Raw genomic sequence first — 16,595 nt, 5'->3', positions numbered from 1 at the left:
GGTGCTCACGCATGCCCAGACGCGAGTGGCACACCGGGTACGCCCAGAGCAAGGGGCGTAGAGAGGTCCAGGCAGACGCGTACGCGATTGCGCGCGACGACCCCTCGGGACGCGTCGCCGTCACGGTCACGGACGGGATCGGCGACAACGAGGAGGCCGCCGCGATCGCCCGACTCACGTCCACCGCCGCAGCGCATGCCACGCTCGCGCACGATCCCGGCCAGGGCTGCCAGGCGGCCCGAGCGCGCCGCGCCGCCCGCTACAGCCCCCTTCAGCCCCACGCCGCTGGGGAACCAGCAGACGCCTCGATCGTCACTGCACTGGTCTCCGCCGATCACAGCCGTCTCTGGATCGCGTGGGCCGGAATCTGCCGCGCGTACGTCCTCTACGACTCCGGGGCCCTGGAACGCGCCACGTTCGACCACTGCCTCGGAGTGACGATCCGCCGCGGCACGTCGGTCACGTACGCGCCGCAGGTGACGCGGACCGTTGCCCGCAACGAGTTCGTGACCGCTCACCTGCCCGTACGCCACATCCGCCGCCTGCTCCTGTGCAGCGACGGGGTTCATCAGCACCTGGCGGACATCGCCATCGCGACCGTACTGCGCGACAGCACCACGGACGCCACCGAGGCGGCCAACATCCTCGCCCGTGCCGGCGGACTGACCGGCACGGACAACGCCACCGCCGTCGTCATCCAGCGCGCCGAGTGAAGGGACGGACAGCCATGACCACAACCATCGAGCGCACCGCCGCTCCCGTCGTACCCGCCCAGCACGCCCAGGCCCTCGCGACGACCACGCTCAGGACCTGGCCGAAGGCCATCGGCCTCTCGATCGAGTACGTCACGCACCACGAGCGCGGTCCGCAGGGATCCGTCACCTACGCCGTCGTACGGACCATGGCACCAGATCCCGGCGAGTACCTCATCCGCTGCGACGGGTACGGGCGCGTGGCCCGCGCCTGCGAACACCGCTGGCGCGACGGCACGGTCTGCTGGGACCCGTCTGCTTCTCACCTGTCCGTACGCGACCCAGGTCTGTGCGACCGGCATGTCCCGCCACTCGCTCCGGGCACTTGGGTGCGTCACCCCGATCAGCCGGCGTACGGCCGGGTCACCGAGGTCGGGCAGGAGGGCAGCACGGTGACCGCCGATTTCGGGCGGGGCCCGGTCACCCTCCTTGCCGTTCGCGTACCCCGGGTGCCGCCCCACATCGCGGCGGAGCTCGACCACGGTCCGCTCAGCAACGCGATCGAGGTGCTCGATGACTGAGCCCCGTCCAAACGATGGCGCCTCCCCTTGGGCCCGTGGATTCGGTCTGGTCACCGTTACCTTCGACCGGCCCGTACAAGCCGGCGCCTTAAGGCCCGGTGACGTCTTCAGCCTCCACTCGGCACCGGAAACTCCGCTCGTCGTCCGGTGGATCGAGGACCTCGAAGTCGCCGCGGGCGTTGACCTCGTGGCTGTCGCGCTCCCCGGCGCCGGGCCTCGGCTTCACCTTCCCCGGCAGTCGACCGTTCGGATCCACCGCATGGTCCGCACCGTCACCATGAAGTGCCTGATCTGCAGCGCCACAGAGACCCTCGACATCGATCTCCCTCGCGACGGCGAGCCGATCTCCCTTGTCTGCGAACGCCACATCCCGTCCAAGCCCGCCTCCGGCGAGGTGAGCGACGTATGACGCTCACCTACCTCAGCGCCGTCAGCCTTCTACGTAAGGCCGACGAGGACCAGGCACGTGCGCTCTACGCGGACGTGATCGAGGCCCTCGAAGACGAGTGCTCTGACGTCGGCGTGGACTTCTGCGGTAACGAGCTGACCGTCACCATCCAACTCACCTCGGACGGCGAGCAGTACATCGCCATCGCCGGACGGTACTCACTGCCCTGGCACGACGACCGGTCTGAACTCGGCGGTTGGTCCGCGGTGCACATCGACAACACGTACGGCACGGCGAAGGTCATCTACGACTCCACGACGCCCGAGGGCGAGCCGTCCGGCGACCTGGACCTTGAGCCGCTGGCCGAGGAAGTCGGCTCGTACGTCAAGGGCTGGCACGCCGAGCACTCCTGACCAACCTCCTGCAACTCCCGGGGCCGCGCTGACGCGAGCGGCCGGCCCCGGGCTCCCACCCATGCCACGAAGCGGAAAGAGACTCATGCCCACCTTCGACCGAGATCCTGACTGCCGGCCTTGTGCGACGACCACCCTCGAGAGTGGTTCCTCTCCCACCGCGCTCGCCGCATCGCCTGCGCCCACGACTGAGGGCCGGTGATCGTCGTGGTCCAGTACGACCTCTTCGGCGAGGTCAAGCAGAAGCTGGAGAAGCGCGCAGAGGCGAGAGAAACCGCGGCAGCCAGCCCCAAGCCCGTCGTCACCCGCAGGCGGCAACGCGCCTTCCTGGGAAGCCCCGACGCGCTCGCCCACAGCATCGCCGAGAACGTGACCTCTGGATGGTTCAGCCACCACGGCGGCGGCCGCATGGGCATTCCGCTCGGGACCGTCGCCACACTCACCCTCTTACGCGAACCTCTCATCGCGGACTGGCTACTCACTCTCGAGCCCGCCCAGCTCCCGCAGTTCTTCAAGGAAGTCTGGGCAGTCCAATGGCTCTCACGCCCGGACCTCGTCGAAGCCGCCCGCCCACTCCACGACTGGATCGAGGAGGAGCCTGACGAATACCAGCTGCGCGCAGTCCAGGCCGTGGTGCACACCTCGATCCACACCGGCCTGCTCGACCTCACGGCGCACGACGATCCGTACCACCGGTCCCAGGCCGATGTCCTCAGCCCGCTACTCACCGGCCTCCGACACAAGAGCGACAAGAAGCACCGCGGCGAGTACCACACGCCGCCCAGCGCCTCGGACTTGATGGCCCGGGTCCTGATCGACAGCGACACACACGTACCGGGGATGACCATCCGAGAGCCGGCCCTCGGCAGCGGCGGCATGTTCCGCTCCGCCGCCCAGACCCTGCGCGACCGCGGCCTCAACCCGCATGACGTCCGCTGGTTCGGCAACGACATTGATCGCCTGTCCACCGCATGCGCCGCGGTCAACGCGATCGTCTGGGACCTCGGCCCGAAGGTCGCCATCTGGTGCGGCAACTCGCTCGCCTCGCCAGACGGCGGTCTCGCGAAGGCCCTCACGCATCGCGCCGCCGTCATCCACCACCGCAACTCGGTGGTGGAACAGGCCCAGTTCGAGCACAAGGCCCGCCGGATGCTCGACGCCTTCGACCGGCTCCTTGAAGGGGCACCAGCGTGAACAGCAAAAGCCGGCCCCTCATGACTCCCGACACAGGAGGCAGGAACTCAATGCCCACTCGAGACCGAGCGAAGAAGGACGGCAAGACGGTCGAGCTCTCTGCCTTCTCTGTGTTCGCCGCAGAGACTGTCGAGAAGCTTGGCGAAGGGTGGATCGTCGACACCGAGAACACCTCTGGTCCGGTCGCCTTCCTCACGCACCTGAGCGGCCATCGCGTCGGGATCCGGTACCTGTGGCGAGGCCAAGCGGTCCAGACCTGGGCCACGGGCGTCCCACCCCGCGAGTACAAGACCGAGGCGGACGCCAAGGTCATGGCGGAGAACGGCGCGCACCTCACAGACGGCAGCCGCTACAGCGTCGGCGTGGCCTTCACCCACAACTCGCCCGCCGCCACCACCGCGAGGAACATCCGCACGCGCCTTCTGCCGGCGTACGGCGGAAAGCGCCCGGTTCTGCGCGCCTTCCCGAAGAAGCGCGTGCGCCCCGCGGCGAAGTCGGCATCGAGCAACGACCCGAAGGCCGCCAAGCCCACCGCCAAGGCAACGCCGACCGCCCGCGCGGGGCGCAAGAAGACAGACCCCGCAACAAGCCGAGCGACCTCCTCTGCAGAGTCCCGTCGCAGCAAGACGCCCAGAGCGGAACGAGGCGCCACCACCACGAAGCCCAAGGACACGCCGACCACCGACGCAAGCTAGCCCCGCAGGCCGATTGTGCGCGGGCCCGTACTCGTCCCGCGCACAACACACAGGGAAAGCAGAACACTGCCGTGGCAGATGACAACCCCATGACCACAGCCCAGAACGAACGCACCTTCCTCGTCGGCAAGCTCCCCGTCACCCTCCGCACCAGCCCCCGCCGCACGAAGGATCTATCCATCACCGCCGACGGCCGAGTCCTCGTCCGCGCCCCGCACGGCACCAGCAACACCGAGGCCGCTGCCCTCGTTCGACGGCGTCGCGAATGGATCTATCGGCAGCTTCACCGCCGCCAGGGCCGCCGCCTCGACCGGCCCGCCAAACAGTTCGACGACGGTGAGGAGTTCCAGGTCCACGGTGTCCCGCACCGTCTCCGGCTAACCGACGTCCACGCCCAGGACGACCTGGTCGAGCAGTACCGCTCGAGCGAGACGGAGGCGTGGCTACACCTGCGGAGCGACGCGGCCGCCCACCCCAACCGAGCGCGGAACGCGCTGATCCACTGGTACGCCCGGCGCACCCAAAGTTGGCTTGATCTGCATCGTGCGGAATTCGCCCGAAACAGACACCACTTGGCCCTCGGCCTCCGCGTCACGGCCAAGCTCTCCAGCTCCCTCGTCGCTTACCGCCCTCGCCACGAACTCGTTCTGTCGTGGTCCTGTGCACAGCTCCCCGACCGCGACCTCCGAACGCTCGTTGCCGACGCCCTCGGACTCGCCGACGCCGGCGATCTCCCTCGGCTCCGCAAGGCGTATCGAAGCCTCTGGCTTGGGGATATCCGCCACCCGCAAAGCCTGGTTACGGCAGACTGGTGCGCAGCCTCCGACAGGGGACACAGGAGCGTGATCCTCCCGAGTGGCAGTGCGAAGCTCCCCCGAACGGACTCGTAGGGCACGACCTGCATAACTCCTCCGCTCAACCTCTACGGCGTCGCGTATCTCGGTCGGCGTCCGCCCAAGCGGGGACACTCCGGGGACAGCCGGTCCCGACGGGGACGCTCAGGGGACGTACGGGACGAGAGGGGCCGGGACCGAGCGGGACTGATAGAGACCAACCGGGCGACGAACCTGCAGGTCAGACGGTTCAAGCGAGGCCCGAGTCTCCATCACTCCAGGTCATCCCCGCAGGTCCGTTAAGATCGTTTTCATGCTCGTAATGCGTAGGTCTCGGGTTCGAATCCCGAAGGCGGCTCTACCCCTGAACAGGGGAAATGGCAATGAGAAGCCCCCTTCAAGATCAACTTGGAGGGGGCTTCCGCCGTCCAGGGAGACGGCGGGGAACCATGACGCAGAGCGGTGGCCCGGGAGCTCGGGGTCGACACCGCGTCACTGCGCCAGTGGGTCCGGGCCGCCAGGGGGCCTGCCGTGGGTGCGGGTGGTGAGGCGATGACGCCGGCCGAGCGCGAGGAGCTGAAGTAGCCCGAACTTGGCTGCACAGTCCGCAAATGTCCACATATCAGGGCGAAGCCCATCTGGCCGATGACCCTCAAGTGTCCTTCGACTTCGCCGCCTTCGGCACACACAGCCTTGCGAAGGTGGCTACATGGCAGCTTGCCTGTTCAGCGGGTTTCGCCGAAGGTCCGTCGGTAGGCGCCGGGCGTGGTGCCGAGATGCGCCCGGAAGTGGCGTCGCAGGTTGACCGCCGAAGCGAGTCCGACCCGCGTAGCAATGGCTTCGACCGGTAGGTCGGTCTGTTCCAGCAGTACTCGCGCCGAGTCGAGCCGCTGGGCGAGCAACCACTGTCCGGGGCTGGTGCCAAGTTGTTCGGCGAACCGCCGGGCGAGTGTCCGGCTGGACAGCCCGGCTTGTTCGGCGAGGCGATCGAGGGTCAGTCGGGTGTCGAGGCGGGAGGTGGCCCACTCAAGGAGCGGCGCCAAGGACTCGTCCGCCCTGGCCGGTGCGGGCTGTGCGGCGTACTGGAGTTGGCTGCCCTCCCGGTGTGGCGGCAGGACCATGTTCCGGGCGACCTGGGCGGCGTATGCCGCGCCGTGGTCGGAGCGTACGAGGTGCAGGCACAGGTCGATGCCGGCGCCGGTTCCGGCGCTGGTCGCCACGTCGCCGTGGTCCACGAAGAGCACGTCCTGGTCCACCTGCACGTCGGGGAAGCCGGCGGCGAGCCGGGCGGCATGGCGCCAGTGGGTGGTGGCGCGGCGGCCGTCGAGCAGTCCGGCCTGAGCGAGGACGATCGCCCCCGTGCAGATGGCGACGATCCGAGCTCCACGCCGATGGGCGGCCCGCAGGGCTTCGGTGACCACCGGCGGAACGGGTGCCCCGGGTGGCTGCCACCCGGGGACGACCACGGTGTCCGCCTCCCGGAGCGTTTCCAGTCCTGCGTCGACGAGCATCGCGTAACCGGCGGTGGTCCGCAGGGGCCCGGGGAGCCCGGCGCAGATCCGGAAGCTGTACCGGGCCGGCACATCCGGCAGGACGGTGCCGAAGACCTCGGCGGCACTGGCGAGTTCGAACGGCGACTGGGGCTCATTCAGCAGGGCCACCACCCGATGCAGGTCCATGGCAGGAATATACCTATGGGTGTCTTTCCAGACTCTCGGCCAGGCGGGCAGGCCCCGTCACAGTGATCCCATGAGCGAAACCACCGAAACGACAGTGCTGAGGACCGCAGTTCAGGTCGACGGCGACACGGCCAGCTACCTGACCGTGGAGCAGGACGGCCCGGTCGTGTTGCTGCTGCACGGAACGTACTGGAGCCGGGTCTGGCTCCCGGTCCTTGGCCGCCTCGCCGAGGCGGGGCTGCGGCCCATCGCGGTCGATCTCCGCGGACTGGGTCGCTCGGGAGGTGAACTGACCCTGGAAACTGCCACGGTTCCGGCCCTGGCGGACTGGGTGGTCCGCTTCGCGTCCGAGCTGAAGCTCTCCGGACCGATCGCCGTGGCAGGGCATGACATCGGCGGCGCCGTGGCCCAGCATCTCCTCGCCCACGAACGGCTTGAGGTATCCCGGCTGGCCCTGGTCAACTCGGTCACCTACGACTCCTGGCCTGTGCCTGGCGTGGCCCGATTCCGGGCCCCGGAGGTCATCGAGGCGACCACCGCCGATGAGCTTCTCGCCGCCCGACGGCAGGCCGTGACCGGGGCATTGGCCGGCGCCGCCACCGAGCAGCTGATCGCGGACTACGTGGATCCGTGGACCGATGAGCGGGTTCGCCGCTCCTGGATGGCCCTGGCGGGTGCGGCGGACAGCCGCTACACCCTCGATCTCGTTCCCGCGCTGAAGCGGTCCACGACGCCCAAGTTGCTGATCTGGGGCGAGGACGACATCTCCCAGAAGGTGGAGTACGCCGAGCGGTTCGCCTCGGAGATCCCGCACACCACGCTCATTCGCATCCCAGACGCGGGACACATCCCCACCGAGAACGCCCCCGGTCCGATCGCCCGCGCGCTCACCGACTTCTTCACCACCTGAGGTACGCGGTTGCCGACGCAACCCGCACGACCGCGCTGGACTCCTGCCGGGCCATGTGCTCGTCACGCGTGAGCGGAGCGGTGGCACCCCCGCGGATCGCCCGTCGGGTTCGCATCTCGGAGTCGGCTCATCTGGACCCCGGTCAGACAGCGTCTGACCGGGGCTTTCTCATCAGCGGACGCGGCGGATCCCGCGCGTCCGCGGTCTCGGCTCAGGTCTCCTCCATGTTCGTAGGCATGTCCCGTCATACAGGCGGCGCTCGTCGATCCCGGCCGCGTCGAGCAGCTCCTCGAACTCCTCGTAGTCCTGTCATGGGTCCCGCGGCCGGCCGTCAGACGTCCGCGCAGTCGCTGAGGGGCTGGTTCAACCCAGCTCCTGGGTGAAGAAGCGGGGCGGCACGGCCGGCCGTGCCGCCCCTCGCTGGTTCATCCGTCGCCCATCGCGCCAACACGCTGACTCGCGATCAGCGTCATGCGGTCGCGGGCGTCACGGCCGGGAGGCGGCGCTGATGTGCTCGAACATCCCCGCAGGACTCCTCCGTCCGCATCGCAAGGCGCGCCGATGTGCGTCAACGCAGCTGCTGGCGTGTGCCGGTGGCTGCGGCCTCACGGATGGCGTCGAGCAGGCGGTGGGTGGCGGCCGCGGTCCCGAAGTCGGGTGTGATCGGCTGACCGGTGCGGATGCCATGGGCGAGGTCCCGGTAGACCTCGACCACATTTCCGTGGGCTACCGGCACGTCTGGGATGCGGCGCCGGTCAGGGACCGGCAGCCGGACCGGTGGGTTGGTGCCGTCGGACGCGTACAGGGTGAACTCGGGTCCTACCAGGGAGTCGTTCGCGGCGCGCAGCACGAGGCGGCCGGCGCGGCCGTGTACCTCGATACGGAATCCGTCCCCTGCCGGGCCGCCGGTCATGAAGTGCGCGGAGGCCGCCGCGCCGGACTGAAGGAGCCCGCCGATCACGATCTGGTCGGGCGAGGTCACCGCGATCGGCTCGCCGGTCTCCTCGAGGGTGACGCTGGTGATGCGGGTCGCCAGGGTCGCCGAGAGTTCAGAGAAGTCACCCACTACGGAGCGGAACATGTCGAGGGAGTGACCGCCGACGACGGCGAGATGGTTCACGCCTTTGGTCGCGTCGAACAGTGCCGCGTAGCGGCGTGACCAGACGTCCGGAGCGGCCAGGGAATAGGTGAGGGTGGCGGACAGCACCTCCCCTACCCGCCCGTCCGCCACCAGGTCGCGCAGATGCCGGACCGCAGGGTGGTTGCGGCTCTGGAGGCCGACCGCGTGCCGCACGCCCGCCGCTTGGGCCCGCGCCCGGAAGCCGTCGGCCGAGGCGGCCGTGAGCGCGAGCGGCCATTCGCAGTAGACGTGCTTGCCCGCGGCGACGGCAGCGTCCACGAGGCCGTCGCGGCGCGGCAGTTGGACGGCTATCACGACGAGGTCGACGTCGGGGTGGGTCATCAGCTCGTACGGGTCGTCGAACGCGTGCGCTGCGCCCCAGACGCCCGCCGCGGCTCGGGCGGACTCCGCGCTGGTCCCGGCGACGGCAGTGATGGTGTAGTCGGGCAGGGCGGTCAGCGCGGGCAGGTGTACGGCACGTGCCCAGCCGCGCTCGGCGTGTGCGCCGACGATGCCGACCTTGATGGTTTCTGTCACAGGGGGTGTGTCCTTCGGTGGATTCGGGTGCTACCAGGGCCAGTGAGGTTCCTGGGGCCGGCGCTGCCGGGGAGTTCGGTGGGGTCACAAGATCCAGCAGGTCCCGGACACCCGGCGGTACGTGCCCGCTCCCTCATGCCTTCGCGCCGACGGGCGACGCGGCCGGGTCCGCACTCTCCGCGTGCCGACCCGCTCCCATGGTTGCGGCCGGGTTGTCGTGGCCCTGAGTTCCGACGCGTGCCGCGGCGGCATCGGTGTCGGAGCCGGAGTCGCTGTCGCTGTCGCTGTCGCTGTCGGTGAGGACGAACCAGGTGACGAGGCATGCGAGGAAGACCAGGCCCGCCGCGACGAGGAAGGCCAGGCTGTATCCGTCCCGCAGTGCCCTCGTCACCTCGATCCCCCGGCCGGTCAGCGTGGCGCTGCGCTCGGTTGCCACCGTTGCCAGGACGGCGAGGCCGATCGCGGCACCAGCCTGCTGGGCGGTGTTGTTGAGCCCCGAGGCGAGTCCGGCGTCGTTCGGCGCGACGCCGGACATGGCCCGCATGATCACTGCGGGAACAGCGAGCCCCATGCCGAGTCCTTGGATCGCCAGGGCGGGCGCGACGTCAATCCAGTAGTCGCCCTCCACCGGCGCCCGGCCGAGCAGCAGCAGGCCCGCCCCGAGGACGAACAGCCCGGCGAGCAGGACCCGCCGGGTGCCCCACCGCGAGGTGAGCCGGGCCGCGAGGAACAACGACACCGCGCCGAGCACCACCGGGGCGGGCAGGAAGGCCAGTCCGGTCTGCATGGAGTCGAAGCCGAGCACGCGTTGCAGGTAGAGCGCGTTGAGGAACTGGAATCCGAATCCCGCGGCGAAGACCAGGACCACGACGATGTTGGCTCCGGTAGTTCCCCGGTCACGGAAGATCCGCAAGGCGAGCAGGGGACGTGACGCGGTGGCCTGACGTACGACGAACGCGGCCAGCAGGGCAACCGCGAGGGAACCGAGGACGAACGGCTCACCGCCCGAGCGACTCTCCTCCGAGATCTGCGCGATCGCGAAAACACCGAGCGACAAGCCCGCCGTGACCAGTAGCGCGCCCAGCGCGTCGGTGTCTTCCCATCGTCCGGAGGATTCCCCTGCGTCGAGCAGCCGTGCTGCGGCGGCAAGGGCCACGACGCCGATGGGCAGGTTGATGAGGAACGCCCACTGCCAGCCGAGGGTGTCGGTGATGACACCGCCGGCTATGAGACCGGCCGAGGCGCCACCCGCCGAGACGAAGCTGAAGATGCCCAGGGCCCGCGCCTGACGGCCGGGTTCCGGGTAGAGGCGCGTGATCAGCCCCAGGATCACGGCCGACGCGAGGGCGGCGCCCAGTCCCTGCAGAGCACGGCCCGTGATCAGCCACTCCGGCGTCGTGGCCAGGCCGCACAGCAGCGAGGCCGCGGTGAAGACGGCCAGTCCCCAGAGGAACACGCGCTTGCCGCCCACGAGGTCGCCGAGGCGGCCGGACAGCAGGAGCAGTCCGGCGAACACGATGAGGTAGCTGTTGACCACCCAGGACAGTCCCGTCTGGGAGAAGTGGAGGTCACGCTGGATGGCAGGCAGAGCGACGGTGACGACGGTCCCGTCAAGGATGATCATCAGCTGCATCGTGCACAGCACGAGCAGTGCCGCCCATCTGGACCGGCCACCCGATGCGGTGGATGTCATGGAGCACTCGCTTTCACAGAACAACAAAAGGAAACGACACGTGTCGTGAAGGCGATAGTGCGGTCACGCCTCTGCCACTGTCAACACGACACGTGCCGTTTCTCGTTATGCTGTGGCCATGACCTCGACACCCAACCCGCAGCGCCGCAGCGAGAAGAGCCACCGAGCGACCCTGGCCGCGGCCATGGACCTGTGCAGCGAGCACGGCTACGGCAACGTCACCGTCGAGGCCATCGCCGCCCGCGCAGGCGTGAGCAAGAAGACGATCTACCGGTGGTGGCCGACCAAAGGCGCTGTCGTCCTCGAGGCGATGGTCGGAATCGCCGGCGACGCCACCCAGTTCCCCGACACCGGCGACATCACCGCCGACCTGTGCACCCAGATGACGGCCGTCCTCGACCATGTGATGACCGGCCCGCGCGCCGCCGTGTACGCGGGCATCATCGCCGAGACCCAGCACGACGCAGCACTCGCCCGCGATCTGCGCACCCAGCTCCTCGCCCCTCGCATCGCCGCCGCTCGCGATCGCCTGCTCGTGGCCCGTGCGCACGGCCAGCTCGCCGCAGACGCCGACGTGGACATGGCCGTGGACCTCCTGTACGGCCCGCTGTACTACCGGCTCCTCCTCCACCTCGGCACCTACTCCCACGACCGCCTGCGCTCCCATATCGAACGCGTCCTCAGCGCATTCGCCCCAAGCGCGGCATAGGGGCGCGCGAGACCTCTGCGGGGACCGGCTTCCAGCGCAAGGAGGAGTCGCGGCGACGTCGACCGCTGGGTGGGCCGCAATGCCGGGGGGTGGGCGCCATACCCGCGTCGTGCCGGATCGCGAAGTCACGCCGGCGAGGGAGTCTGCTGGGTGATTGAGGCGAGGGCGTGGCCGAGGCGGACATGCCTGACCGGTTCGATGCCGGCGCCGACGGGCCGGGGCAGTTCGGTCCATGCGGATCCGGCTTGCGTGCGGCGGGGCTCCGCCAAGGCACAGTGAGTGCTGTGGCGACCTGGGGCACGAGGCGGGCGGTGTGGCCATGGATCGCCACCTTGCCCTTGCCAGTCCGGCACGGGAGGCGCGCTCGAAGTCGTCGCTCACGGCCTCGGGCTACCTCATGACGGCGCGTCAGACACCCAGTGGTCTGCAACAACCCATGAAACGCGCGCGGGAGAAGGATCGTCCACCTAAGCCATGCCCCGCGCCTGCTCCCTTCCGCCGATCCCGAAGAGCTCCTCGCAGCCCGTAAGCCCGCTCACCGTCACGGGTGGACGCTCCTGCGCGTACCAATCCTTGCGGGAGAGACGGAAGCGCTGGGACTCGACAACCTTGCCGTGCAGGACGTCACGCGTGATGCCATCGGGGCGGTAGCCGAGTTTCCGCGATACGGACAGCGAGGAGATGTTGTCGGTGAAGGACATCGACGTCGCCGACACGGCGCCCAGTTCCTCGAAGGCGAGGTGCAACATCGCGAGACGCATCTCGGTCCCGAGTCCTCGGCCCTGGTGGTTCAGCCCGATCCACGAGCCTGAAACGATCTCGCGCCGGATGCCGAAATCCACCGCGCGCATGTCCTGAACACCTATGGGGCGCCCCTCGAAGAAGGCGACAAGTTCCAGTGCCCAATTCTGCGGCGTCCACCGCCCCAGCCGACTCCAGTGCTGCTGCACGACATACCGTGCACGCTCAGTCGGCGGCAGGTCGGTCCATGGCGTCAGAAAGGGCCTGTCCTTCGGATCATGAACGCCCCTGGCTGCCACGTCGGCAACCTCGGCCAGTTCCTCCTCGGAGGGAAGTCGCAACTCCAGACACGGCGACCGTACGCTGAGACCCTTTACCGGCCAGTGATCGATAAGCACGCGCGCCAGTCTGTACAGACCGTGACCGGGGTGCACCTCATTATTGAGTGGGCGACCTGATCGACTTCCGGCAGCGCAGTGGCGCCGGGTGACGCGCGCCGTTCGCCACCAGATCCCAGTCGCCGTCTACCGGCGCCCAGTTCGCCAACAGCTACGCCGACGACCTCAGCCGTCCAGTGGTGTCCAGGTGGGGCCGTCACCGTTCCGCTGGACCCGCCCGAAGACCACGCCGGCGAAGTGGATGCCGAACCCGATGGTGTCCGGTTCAGCCAGCTCCGCGACGAGACGGTGGCGATGGGCGGCAGACACGACAGGGTCGTGATCCCAGACCGAGGACCAGTCGGGGTTGGAGACCTGGATCGATGAGTGCAGGGCGTCGCCGAAGGCGATCAGCCGCTGCCCACCCGAGGTGATCACGTACTCGGCATGTCCGGGCGAGTGGCCGGAGGTGATCCGCATCCGCACACCCGGAAAGATCTCCTGTCCGTCGGTCACGGTGCGGATCCGCGGTGCGAGGCCCGCGACTTCCTGCGCGTCGACCAGGTCCCGCCGGGACCATTCCGGTTCGGCCACCAGGTAGTCGGCGTGGGCGAACGCGGGCCGGTCGCCGCCCGGGGCCGGGTGCCAGGCCCAGCCCGTGTGATCGGGGTGCAGGTGCGTGATGGCGACCGCCTCGATCTCCTCGGGCCTGCGGCCGAGTTCGGCGAGGCTGTCCAGGAGAGCGCCTCCATGGATTGCGCCGCGCGGGCCGTCCGGCGCGGGCGGCCAGGACTGCGGCCCGAACCCTGCGTCGATCAGCAGTGCACGGTCGCCGCGCTCCACCAGCAGGCCGCCGATGCTCGCTACAAGGTGACCGGACTCGTCGAGGTACTCGGGGTGGGCGGCCCACAAGTCGCTCGTGGTGGCGGGAAGCAGATCACGCGGCCTGAGCTGCACTGCTCCGTCCGGCACGTAGGACACCCGCGTATCGCCGAGCTGAAGCGAACGAATGCCGGCCGGCCGCCGAAGGCGCTCACTCCGGTCAAGGGCGGAGTAGGTCATGGTCCATCTCTCCCTGCTGCTGGTCGTGGGCTGTCGCCGGCCCCCTCGGAGGCGACGGACATCACCGTAAGCATCAAGTTCTAACTATGCAAGCTTGAAATATTTTGACTTGATGGACTTGCTAGAATGGGTCGTATGACGCCACGCCCGGAGCCGCACACCACCGCAGAGCGCACTCTGTGCAGCCTGGTGAACGGGCTGGCCCAGCAGATCACCGACCATGTACGCGAACGTGCCCTCACTCTGGGACTCACCGCCGCTCAGGCGACCGCACTGCGGGAGATGAGCGGACCGATGACCATGCGCGAACTCGCCGAGCTCATGACCTGCGAGCCCTCCAACGCCACGTTCGTGGTGGACAAGCTCGAGAAGCAGGGCCTGGTCGAACGCCGCGCGCACCCTACCGACCGCCGAGCGAAGCACCTCGTCCTCACAGCGGAAGGTGCCGCCACCCGCGAACGACTCCTCGGCCTCCTCGCCCAGGACGCACCGCTGGCCGGCCTCAGCCCCGAACAGCAGGACGCCCTTCAGGGTCTCCTGGAGCAAGCGATCGCGCGTTCATAGCACTTCGGCGACCGGTCCCGCCTCCGCACCCCGACCTTCCCAAGAACGCAACGTCGCATTACCGCCAGCGCCCTTCGCCCGGCTCATGGACAGTCGGTGACGGCTCGCGCACCGCATGGCGAGTCTCTTCGGATCTCACCCTGCGAAAGGCGAACGAATGCACGTGGTTCCTGGTCTCAAGGTGCTGTACTTCGGGACCCCAGTGGTGCTGATCAGCTCACGCAACGAGGACGGCACCGCGAACCTCGCACCGATGTCCTCGGCCTGGTGGTTGGGCCAGTCCTGCATGCTCGGCCTCGGCAACAGTGCCCAGACGACGGCGAACCTGCTGCGCGAGCGGGAGTGCGTGCTCAATCTGCCCTCGTCGGCGATGGTCGACGCCGTCGACCGGATCGCGCTCACCACCGGAAAGCCGGCCGTGCCGGACCACAAGGTGAAGCAGGGCTACCGCTACGAGCGGGACAAGTTCTCGGTTGCTCAACTGTCCGAGCAGGCATCGGAGTTGGTCCGGGCGCCGCGGGTCGCGGAATGTCCGATCCAGCTGGAGTGCAAGGTCGTCTCGGCGCACCCCTTCGGCAGCCCCACACCCGCTGCCACGGCCTTCCAGGTCGAGGTCCTTCGCGCCCACATCGAGGAGGACCTGGTCATCCCGGGGACCCGTTATGTCGACCCGCTCGGATGGGACCCTCTCATCATGAAGTTCTGCGAGTTCTTCGGCGGCGGCCACAACATCCACCCGTCCAGACTCGCCGAAGGCTGGAACATGCCGCATGACATCCAGCCGGTGTCCGCCTGAGTCGCCTGCGCCAGATGCGACTTGACCGCCCGCTTTGATGTAACAGAAACTGTTGCAACAAGGAGGCACAGTGGCTGCGAACAGTCGACTGACCATCGCGACGCACGCGCTCGCCTGGCTGGCTTTGGCGCAGCGCCGCGGCCTGGAGGTCCTCACTTCGGAGCAGGTCGCGGCCAGCGTCCACACCAACCCCGTGATCATCCGGCGCAGCCTCGGCGACCTGCGCCGAGCCGGCCTGGTGGAGGTCCGACGCGGCGCCGGCGCGGGCTGGAGCCTGGCCCGGGAGCCCGAGGGGATCACCCTGCTCGAGGTGTACGACGCCGTCGGTGCGCAGCCACCGTTCGGTCTGCACCACACCGAGCCCAATCCCGAGTGTCCGGTCGGCCACGGCATCCGGCCTGCCCTGAGCGGGGTCTACGGCCGGGTCGAGCAGGTCATGCGGCGCGAGCTGGCGGACACGTCGATCGCCGATGTGCTTCGCGAGACGCTGGCGAACTAGCCGATCAGTCGGCAGCCGGGTGCCGCCGCACCGTTTGCTGTAACAAGAATTGTTTCAACAACCGAACGAGGAGCAGCACTGGTGAAAGCCCTACAGTGTCCGGTCGTCGAACTGCGGCAGTACACGCTGCACCCGGGCCGACGAGACGTCCTGATCGACCTGTTCGACCGGGAGTTCGTCGAGACCCAGGAAGCCGTGGGCGCGACCGTCCTGGGGCAGTTCCGTGACCTGGACGACCCGGACAAGTTCGTCTGGCTCCGCGGGTTCGAGGACATGCCGCGCCGCACCGAGGCCCTGGAGAGTTTCTACGGCGGGCCGGTCTGGCAGGCACACCGCGACGCCGCGAACGCGACGATGGTCGACTCCGATGACGTGCTGCTGCTGCGGCCGGCCTCGGCGCGCAGCGGATTCCCCATGCCGGCCGGCGCCCGGCCGGCGCCCGGCGAGCCGGCTTCATCGCCGCCGTCGCTCGTCCTCGCCACGATCTGGTACGGGCGCGACCCGTTCGACGCGGCGTTCGCCGAATTCTTCCAGCAGCAGGTACGGCCCGTACTCGCCGAGACCGGCGGCGAGCCACTGGCGTACCTCCAGTCGGAACACGCCCCGAACACCTTCCCGGCACTGCCGGTGCGGACGGACGAGGAGGTCTTCGTCTGGTTCGCCCGTTTCACCGACGAAGACCATATCGACCGCCACCTGAACGGCTTGCGGCATTCGGAACGCTGGCGCGAGAAAGTCCTGCCAACCCTGTCGGAACGGTGTGCCAGGGCCCCGCAACAACTGCGTCTCGCGCCCACCGAGCGGTCGTCACTGCGGTGACCGAAGGGCCGCGCTGACCTATCACCGCATGGTCGCCGGGCGGGACCGTGGGATCGCTGATCGGATGTTCCACATGATCACGGCGGAATGACCGTCCCCGTAGAGGTCCCTGATCCTGCCGCGCGGAGGAACCTCGCCGCTGCTTCATCAATGAGGACAGAGGGTGTCGGGTTTACGGCCGACGATGGGCGTATGCGCGAAACCCCGGAAGAACTAGACAAGCTCCAGTCCCTCCTCGACTCCTCCCTCTCCGCCTCGACCGCACACCTCCGCTCGATCGTCGAGGGCCGCAC

At 68.7% G+C, this 16,595-nt stretch carries 19 protein-coding genes and 1 pseudogene; 15 read left to right on the top strand and 5 right to left on the bottom strand.

All coding sequences use genetic code 11. The annotated features are described in order from the left end of the window. The first annotated feature begins 11 nt into the window (after positions 1–11). The 8 genes from H9Y04_RS35175 to H9Y04_RS48485 all read left to right on the top strand — a co-directional run bounded on the left by H9Y04_RS35175 (position 12) and on the right by H9Y04_RS48485 (position 5,381). The gene (locus H9Y04_RS35175; protein ID WP_187818234.1) at positions 12–713 is read left to right on the top strand and encodes a PP2C family protein-serine/threonine phosphatase; all 702 of its coding nucleotides are present in this window, start codon (positions 12–14) and stop codon (positions 711–713) included. Between the two features lie 14 nt (positions 714–727). Continuing rightward, positions 728–1,273: a hypothetical protein gene (locus H9Y04_RS35170; RefSeq protein WP_187818233.1), complete on the top strand. Its 546-nt coding sequence runs from the start codon at positions 728–730 to the stop codon at positions 1,271–1,273. A gap of 259 nt (positions 1,274–1,532) precedes the next feature. Next, a complete protein-coding gene (locus H9Y04_RS35165) occupies positions 1,533–1,682 on the top strand; it encodes a hypothetical protein (RefSeq protein ID WP_187818232.1) in 150 nt (49 codons plus the stop codon). Next, positions 1,679–2,074, top strand: a complete 396-nt coding sequence (locus H9Y04_RS35160; protein WP_187818231.1) for a hypothetical protein — start codon at positions 1,679–1,681, stop codon at positions 2,072–2,074. The genes H9Y04_RS35165 and H9Y04_RS35160 overlap by 4 nt, the downstream gene beginning before the upstream one ends. Before the next feature lie 198 nt (positions 2,075–2,272). Next, complete coding sequence (locus tag H9Y04_RS47590; protein WP_187818230.1) at positions 2,273–3,268, top strand: N-6 DNA methylase; 996 nt, start codon at positions 2,273–2,275, stop codon at positions 3,266–3,268. A gap of 50 nt (positions 3,269–3,318) precedes the next feature. Next, entirely contained in the window at positions 3,319–3,963 is a 645-nt protein-coding gene (locus H9Y04_RS35150) for a hypothetical protein (protein WP_187818229.1), read from the top strand. 89 nt (positions 3,964–4,052) lie between these two features. Further along, a complete protein-coding gene (locus H9Y04_RS35145) occupies positions 4,053–4,853 on the top strand; it encodes a YgjP-like metallopeptidase domain-containing protein (RefSeq protein WP_187818228.1) in 801 nt (266 codons plus the stop codon). Positions 4,854–5,258: 405 nt separating this feature from the next. Next, positions 5,259–5,381 (top strand): transposase, encoded by a 123-nt coding sequence (locus H9Y04_RS48485; protein ID WP_187818227.1) that lies wholly within the window; start codon positions 5,259–5,261, stop codon positions 5,379–5,381. A 140-nt stretch (positions 5,382–5,521) separates the two neighbouring features. Here the strand turns inward: H9Y04_RS48485 and H9Y04_RS35135 are convergent, their stop codons facing one another. Further along, positions 5,522–6,475 carry a helix-turn-helix domain-containing protein gene (locus H9Y04_RS35135; RefSeq protein WP_187818226.1) on the bottom strand — a complete coding sequence of 318 codons (954 nt, stop codon included), beginning with the start codon at positions 6,473–6,475 and terminating at the stop codon, positions 5,522–5,524. Between the two features lie 70 nt (positions 6,476–6,545). On the opposite strand from H9Y04_RS35135, the gene H9Y04_RS35130 reads away from it, so the two are divergent. Then, complete coding sequence (locus H9Y04_RS35130; protein WP_187818225.1) at positions 6,546–7,385, top strand: alpha/beta fold hydrolase; 840 nt, start codon at positions 6,546–6,548, stop codon at positions 7,383–7,385. A gap of 568 nt (positions 7,386–7,953) precedes the next feature. On the opposite strand, the gene H9Y04_RS47995 is transcribed toward H9Y04_RS35130, so the two are convergent. Both H9Y04_RS47995 and H9Y04_RS35120 read right to left on the bottom strand, forming a co-directional pair. Next, positions 7,954–9,042 carry a Gfo/Idh/MocA family protein gene (locus H9Y04_RS47995; RefSeq protein WP_187818224.1) on the bottom strand — a complete coding sequence of 363 codons (1,089 nt, stop codon included), beginning with the start codon at positions 9,040–9,042 and terminating at the stop codon, positions 7,954–7,956. Between the two features lie 133 nt (positions 9,043–9,175). Beyond that, complete coding sequence (locus tag H9Y04_RS35120; RefSeq protein WP_236071863.1) at positions 9,176–10,735, bottom strand: MFS transporter; 1,560 nt, start codon at positions 10,733–10,735, stop codon at positions 9,176–9,178. A 118-nt stretch (positions 10,736–10,853) separates the two neighbouring features. On the opposite strand from H9Y04_RS35120, the gene H9Y04_RS35115 reads away from it, so the two are divergent. Beyond that, the gene (locus tag H9Y04_RS35115; protein ID WP_187818223.1) at positions 10,854–11,444 is read left to right on the top strand and encodes a TetR/AcrR family transcriptional regulator; all 591 of its coding nucleotides are present in this window, start codon (positions 10,854–10,856) and stop codon (positions 11,442–11,444) included. 467 nt (positions 11,445–11,911) lie between these two features. On the opposite strand, the gene H9Y04_RS35110 is transcribed toward H9Y04_RS35115, so the two are convergent. Further along, on the bottom strand, positions 11,912–12,583 hold the full coding sequence (locus H9Y04_RS35110) for a GNAT family N-acetyltransferase (RefSeq protein ID WP_187818222.1): 672 nt from the start codon (positions 12,581–12,583) through the stop codon (positions 11,912–11,914). A 165-nt stretch (positions 12,584–12,748) separates the two neighbouring features. Continuing rightward, complete coding sequence (locus H9Y04_RS35105; protein WP_187818221.1) at positions 12,749–13,624, bottom strand: MBL fold metallo-hydrolase; 876 nt, start codon at positions 13,622–13,624, stop codon at positions 12,749–12,751. A gap of 135 nt (positions 13,625–13,759) precedes the next feature. Here H9Y04_RS35105 and H9Y04_RS35100 point away from each other — a divergent pair, with 135 nt between their 5' ends. The 5 genes and pseudogenes from H9Y04_RS35100 to H9Y04_RS47075 all read left to right on the top strand — a co-directional run. Continuing rightward, complete coding sequence (locus H9Y04_RS35100) at positions 13,760–14,188, top strand: MarR family winged helix-turn-helix transcriptional regulator (RefSeq protein ID WP_187818220.1); 429 nt, start codon at positions 13,760–13,762, stop codon at positions 14,186–14,188. Between the two features lie 157 nt (positions 14,189–14,345). Further along, positions 14,346–14,984, top strand: coding sequence for a flavin reductase family protein (locus H9Y04_RS35095; protein WP_187818219.1), 639 nt, complete (start codon positions 14,346–14,348; stop codon positions 14,982–14,984). Positions 14,985–15,054: 70 nt separating this feature from the next. Next, positions 15,055–15,483: an Rrf2 family transcriptional regulator gene (locus H9Y04_RS35090; protein WP_187818218.1), complete on the top strand. Its 429-nt coding sequence runs from the start codon at positions 15,055–15,057 to the stop codon at positions 15,481–15,483. A gap of 81 nt (positions 15,484–15,564) precedes the next feature. Further along, the gene (locus H9Y04_RS35085; protein ID WP_187818217.1) at positions 15,565–16,302 is read left to right on the top strand and encodes an NIPSNAP family protein; all 738 of its coding nucleotides are present in this window, start codon (positions 15,565–15,567) and stop codon (positions 16,300–16,302) included. Positions 16,303–16,494: 192 nt separating this feature from the next. After that, positions 16,495–16,595 (top strand): annotated as a pseudogene (locus H9Y04_RS47075) (pyridoxamine 5'-phosphate oxidase family protein); the annotation flags it as partial.

Origin of the sequence: Streptomyces polyasparticus, assembly GCF_014493765.1 — a bacterium.
Lineage (GTDB): Bacteria > Actinomycetota > Actinomycetes > Streptomycetales > Streptomycetaceae > Streptomyces > Streptomyces polyasparticus.
Note: the sequence above shows the minus strand (reverse complement) of the source record. Positions and strands in the feature narration are given on the sequence as shown.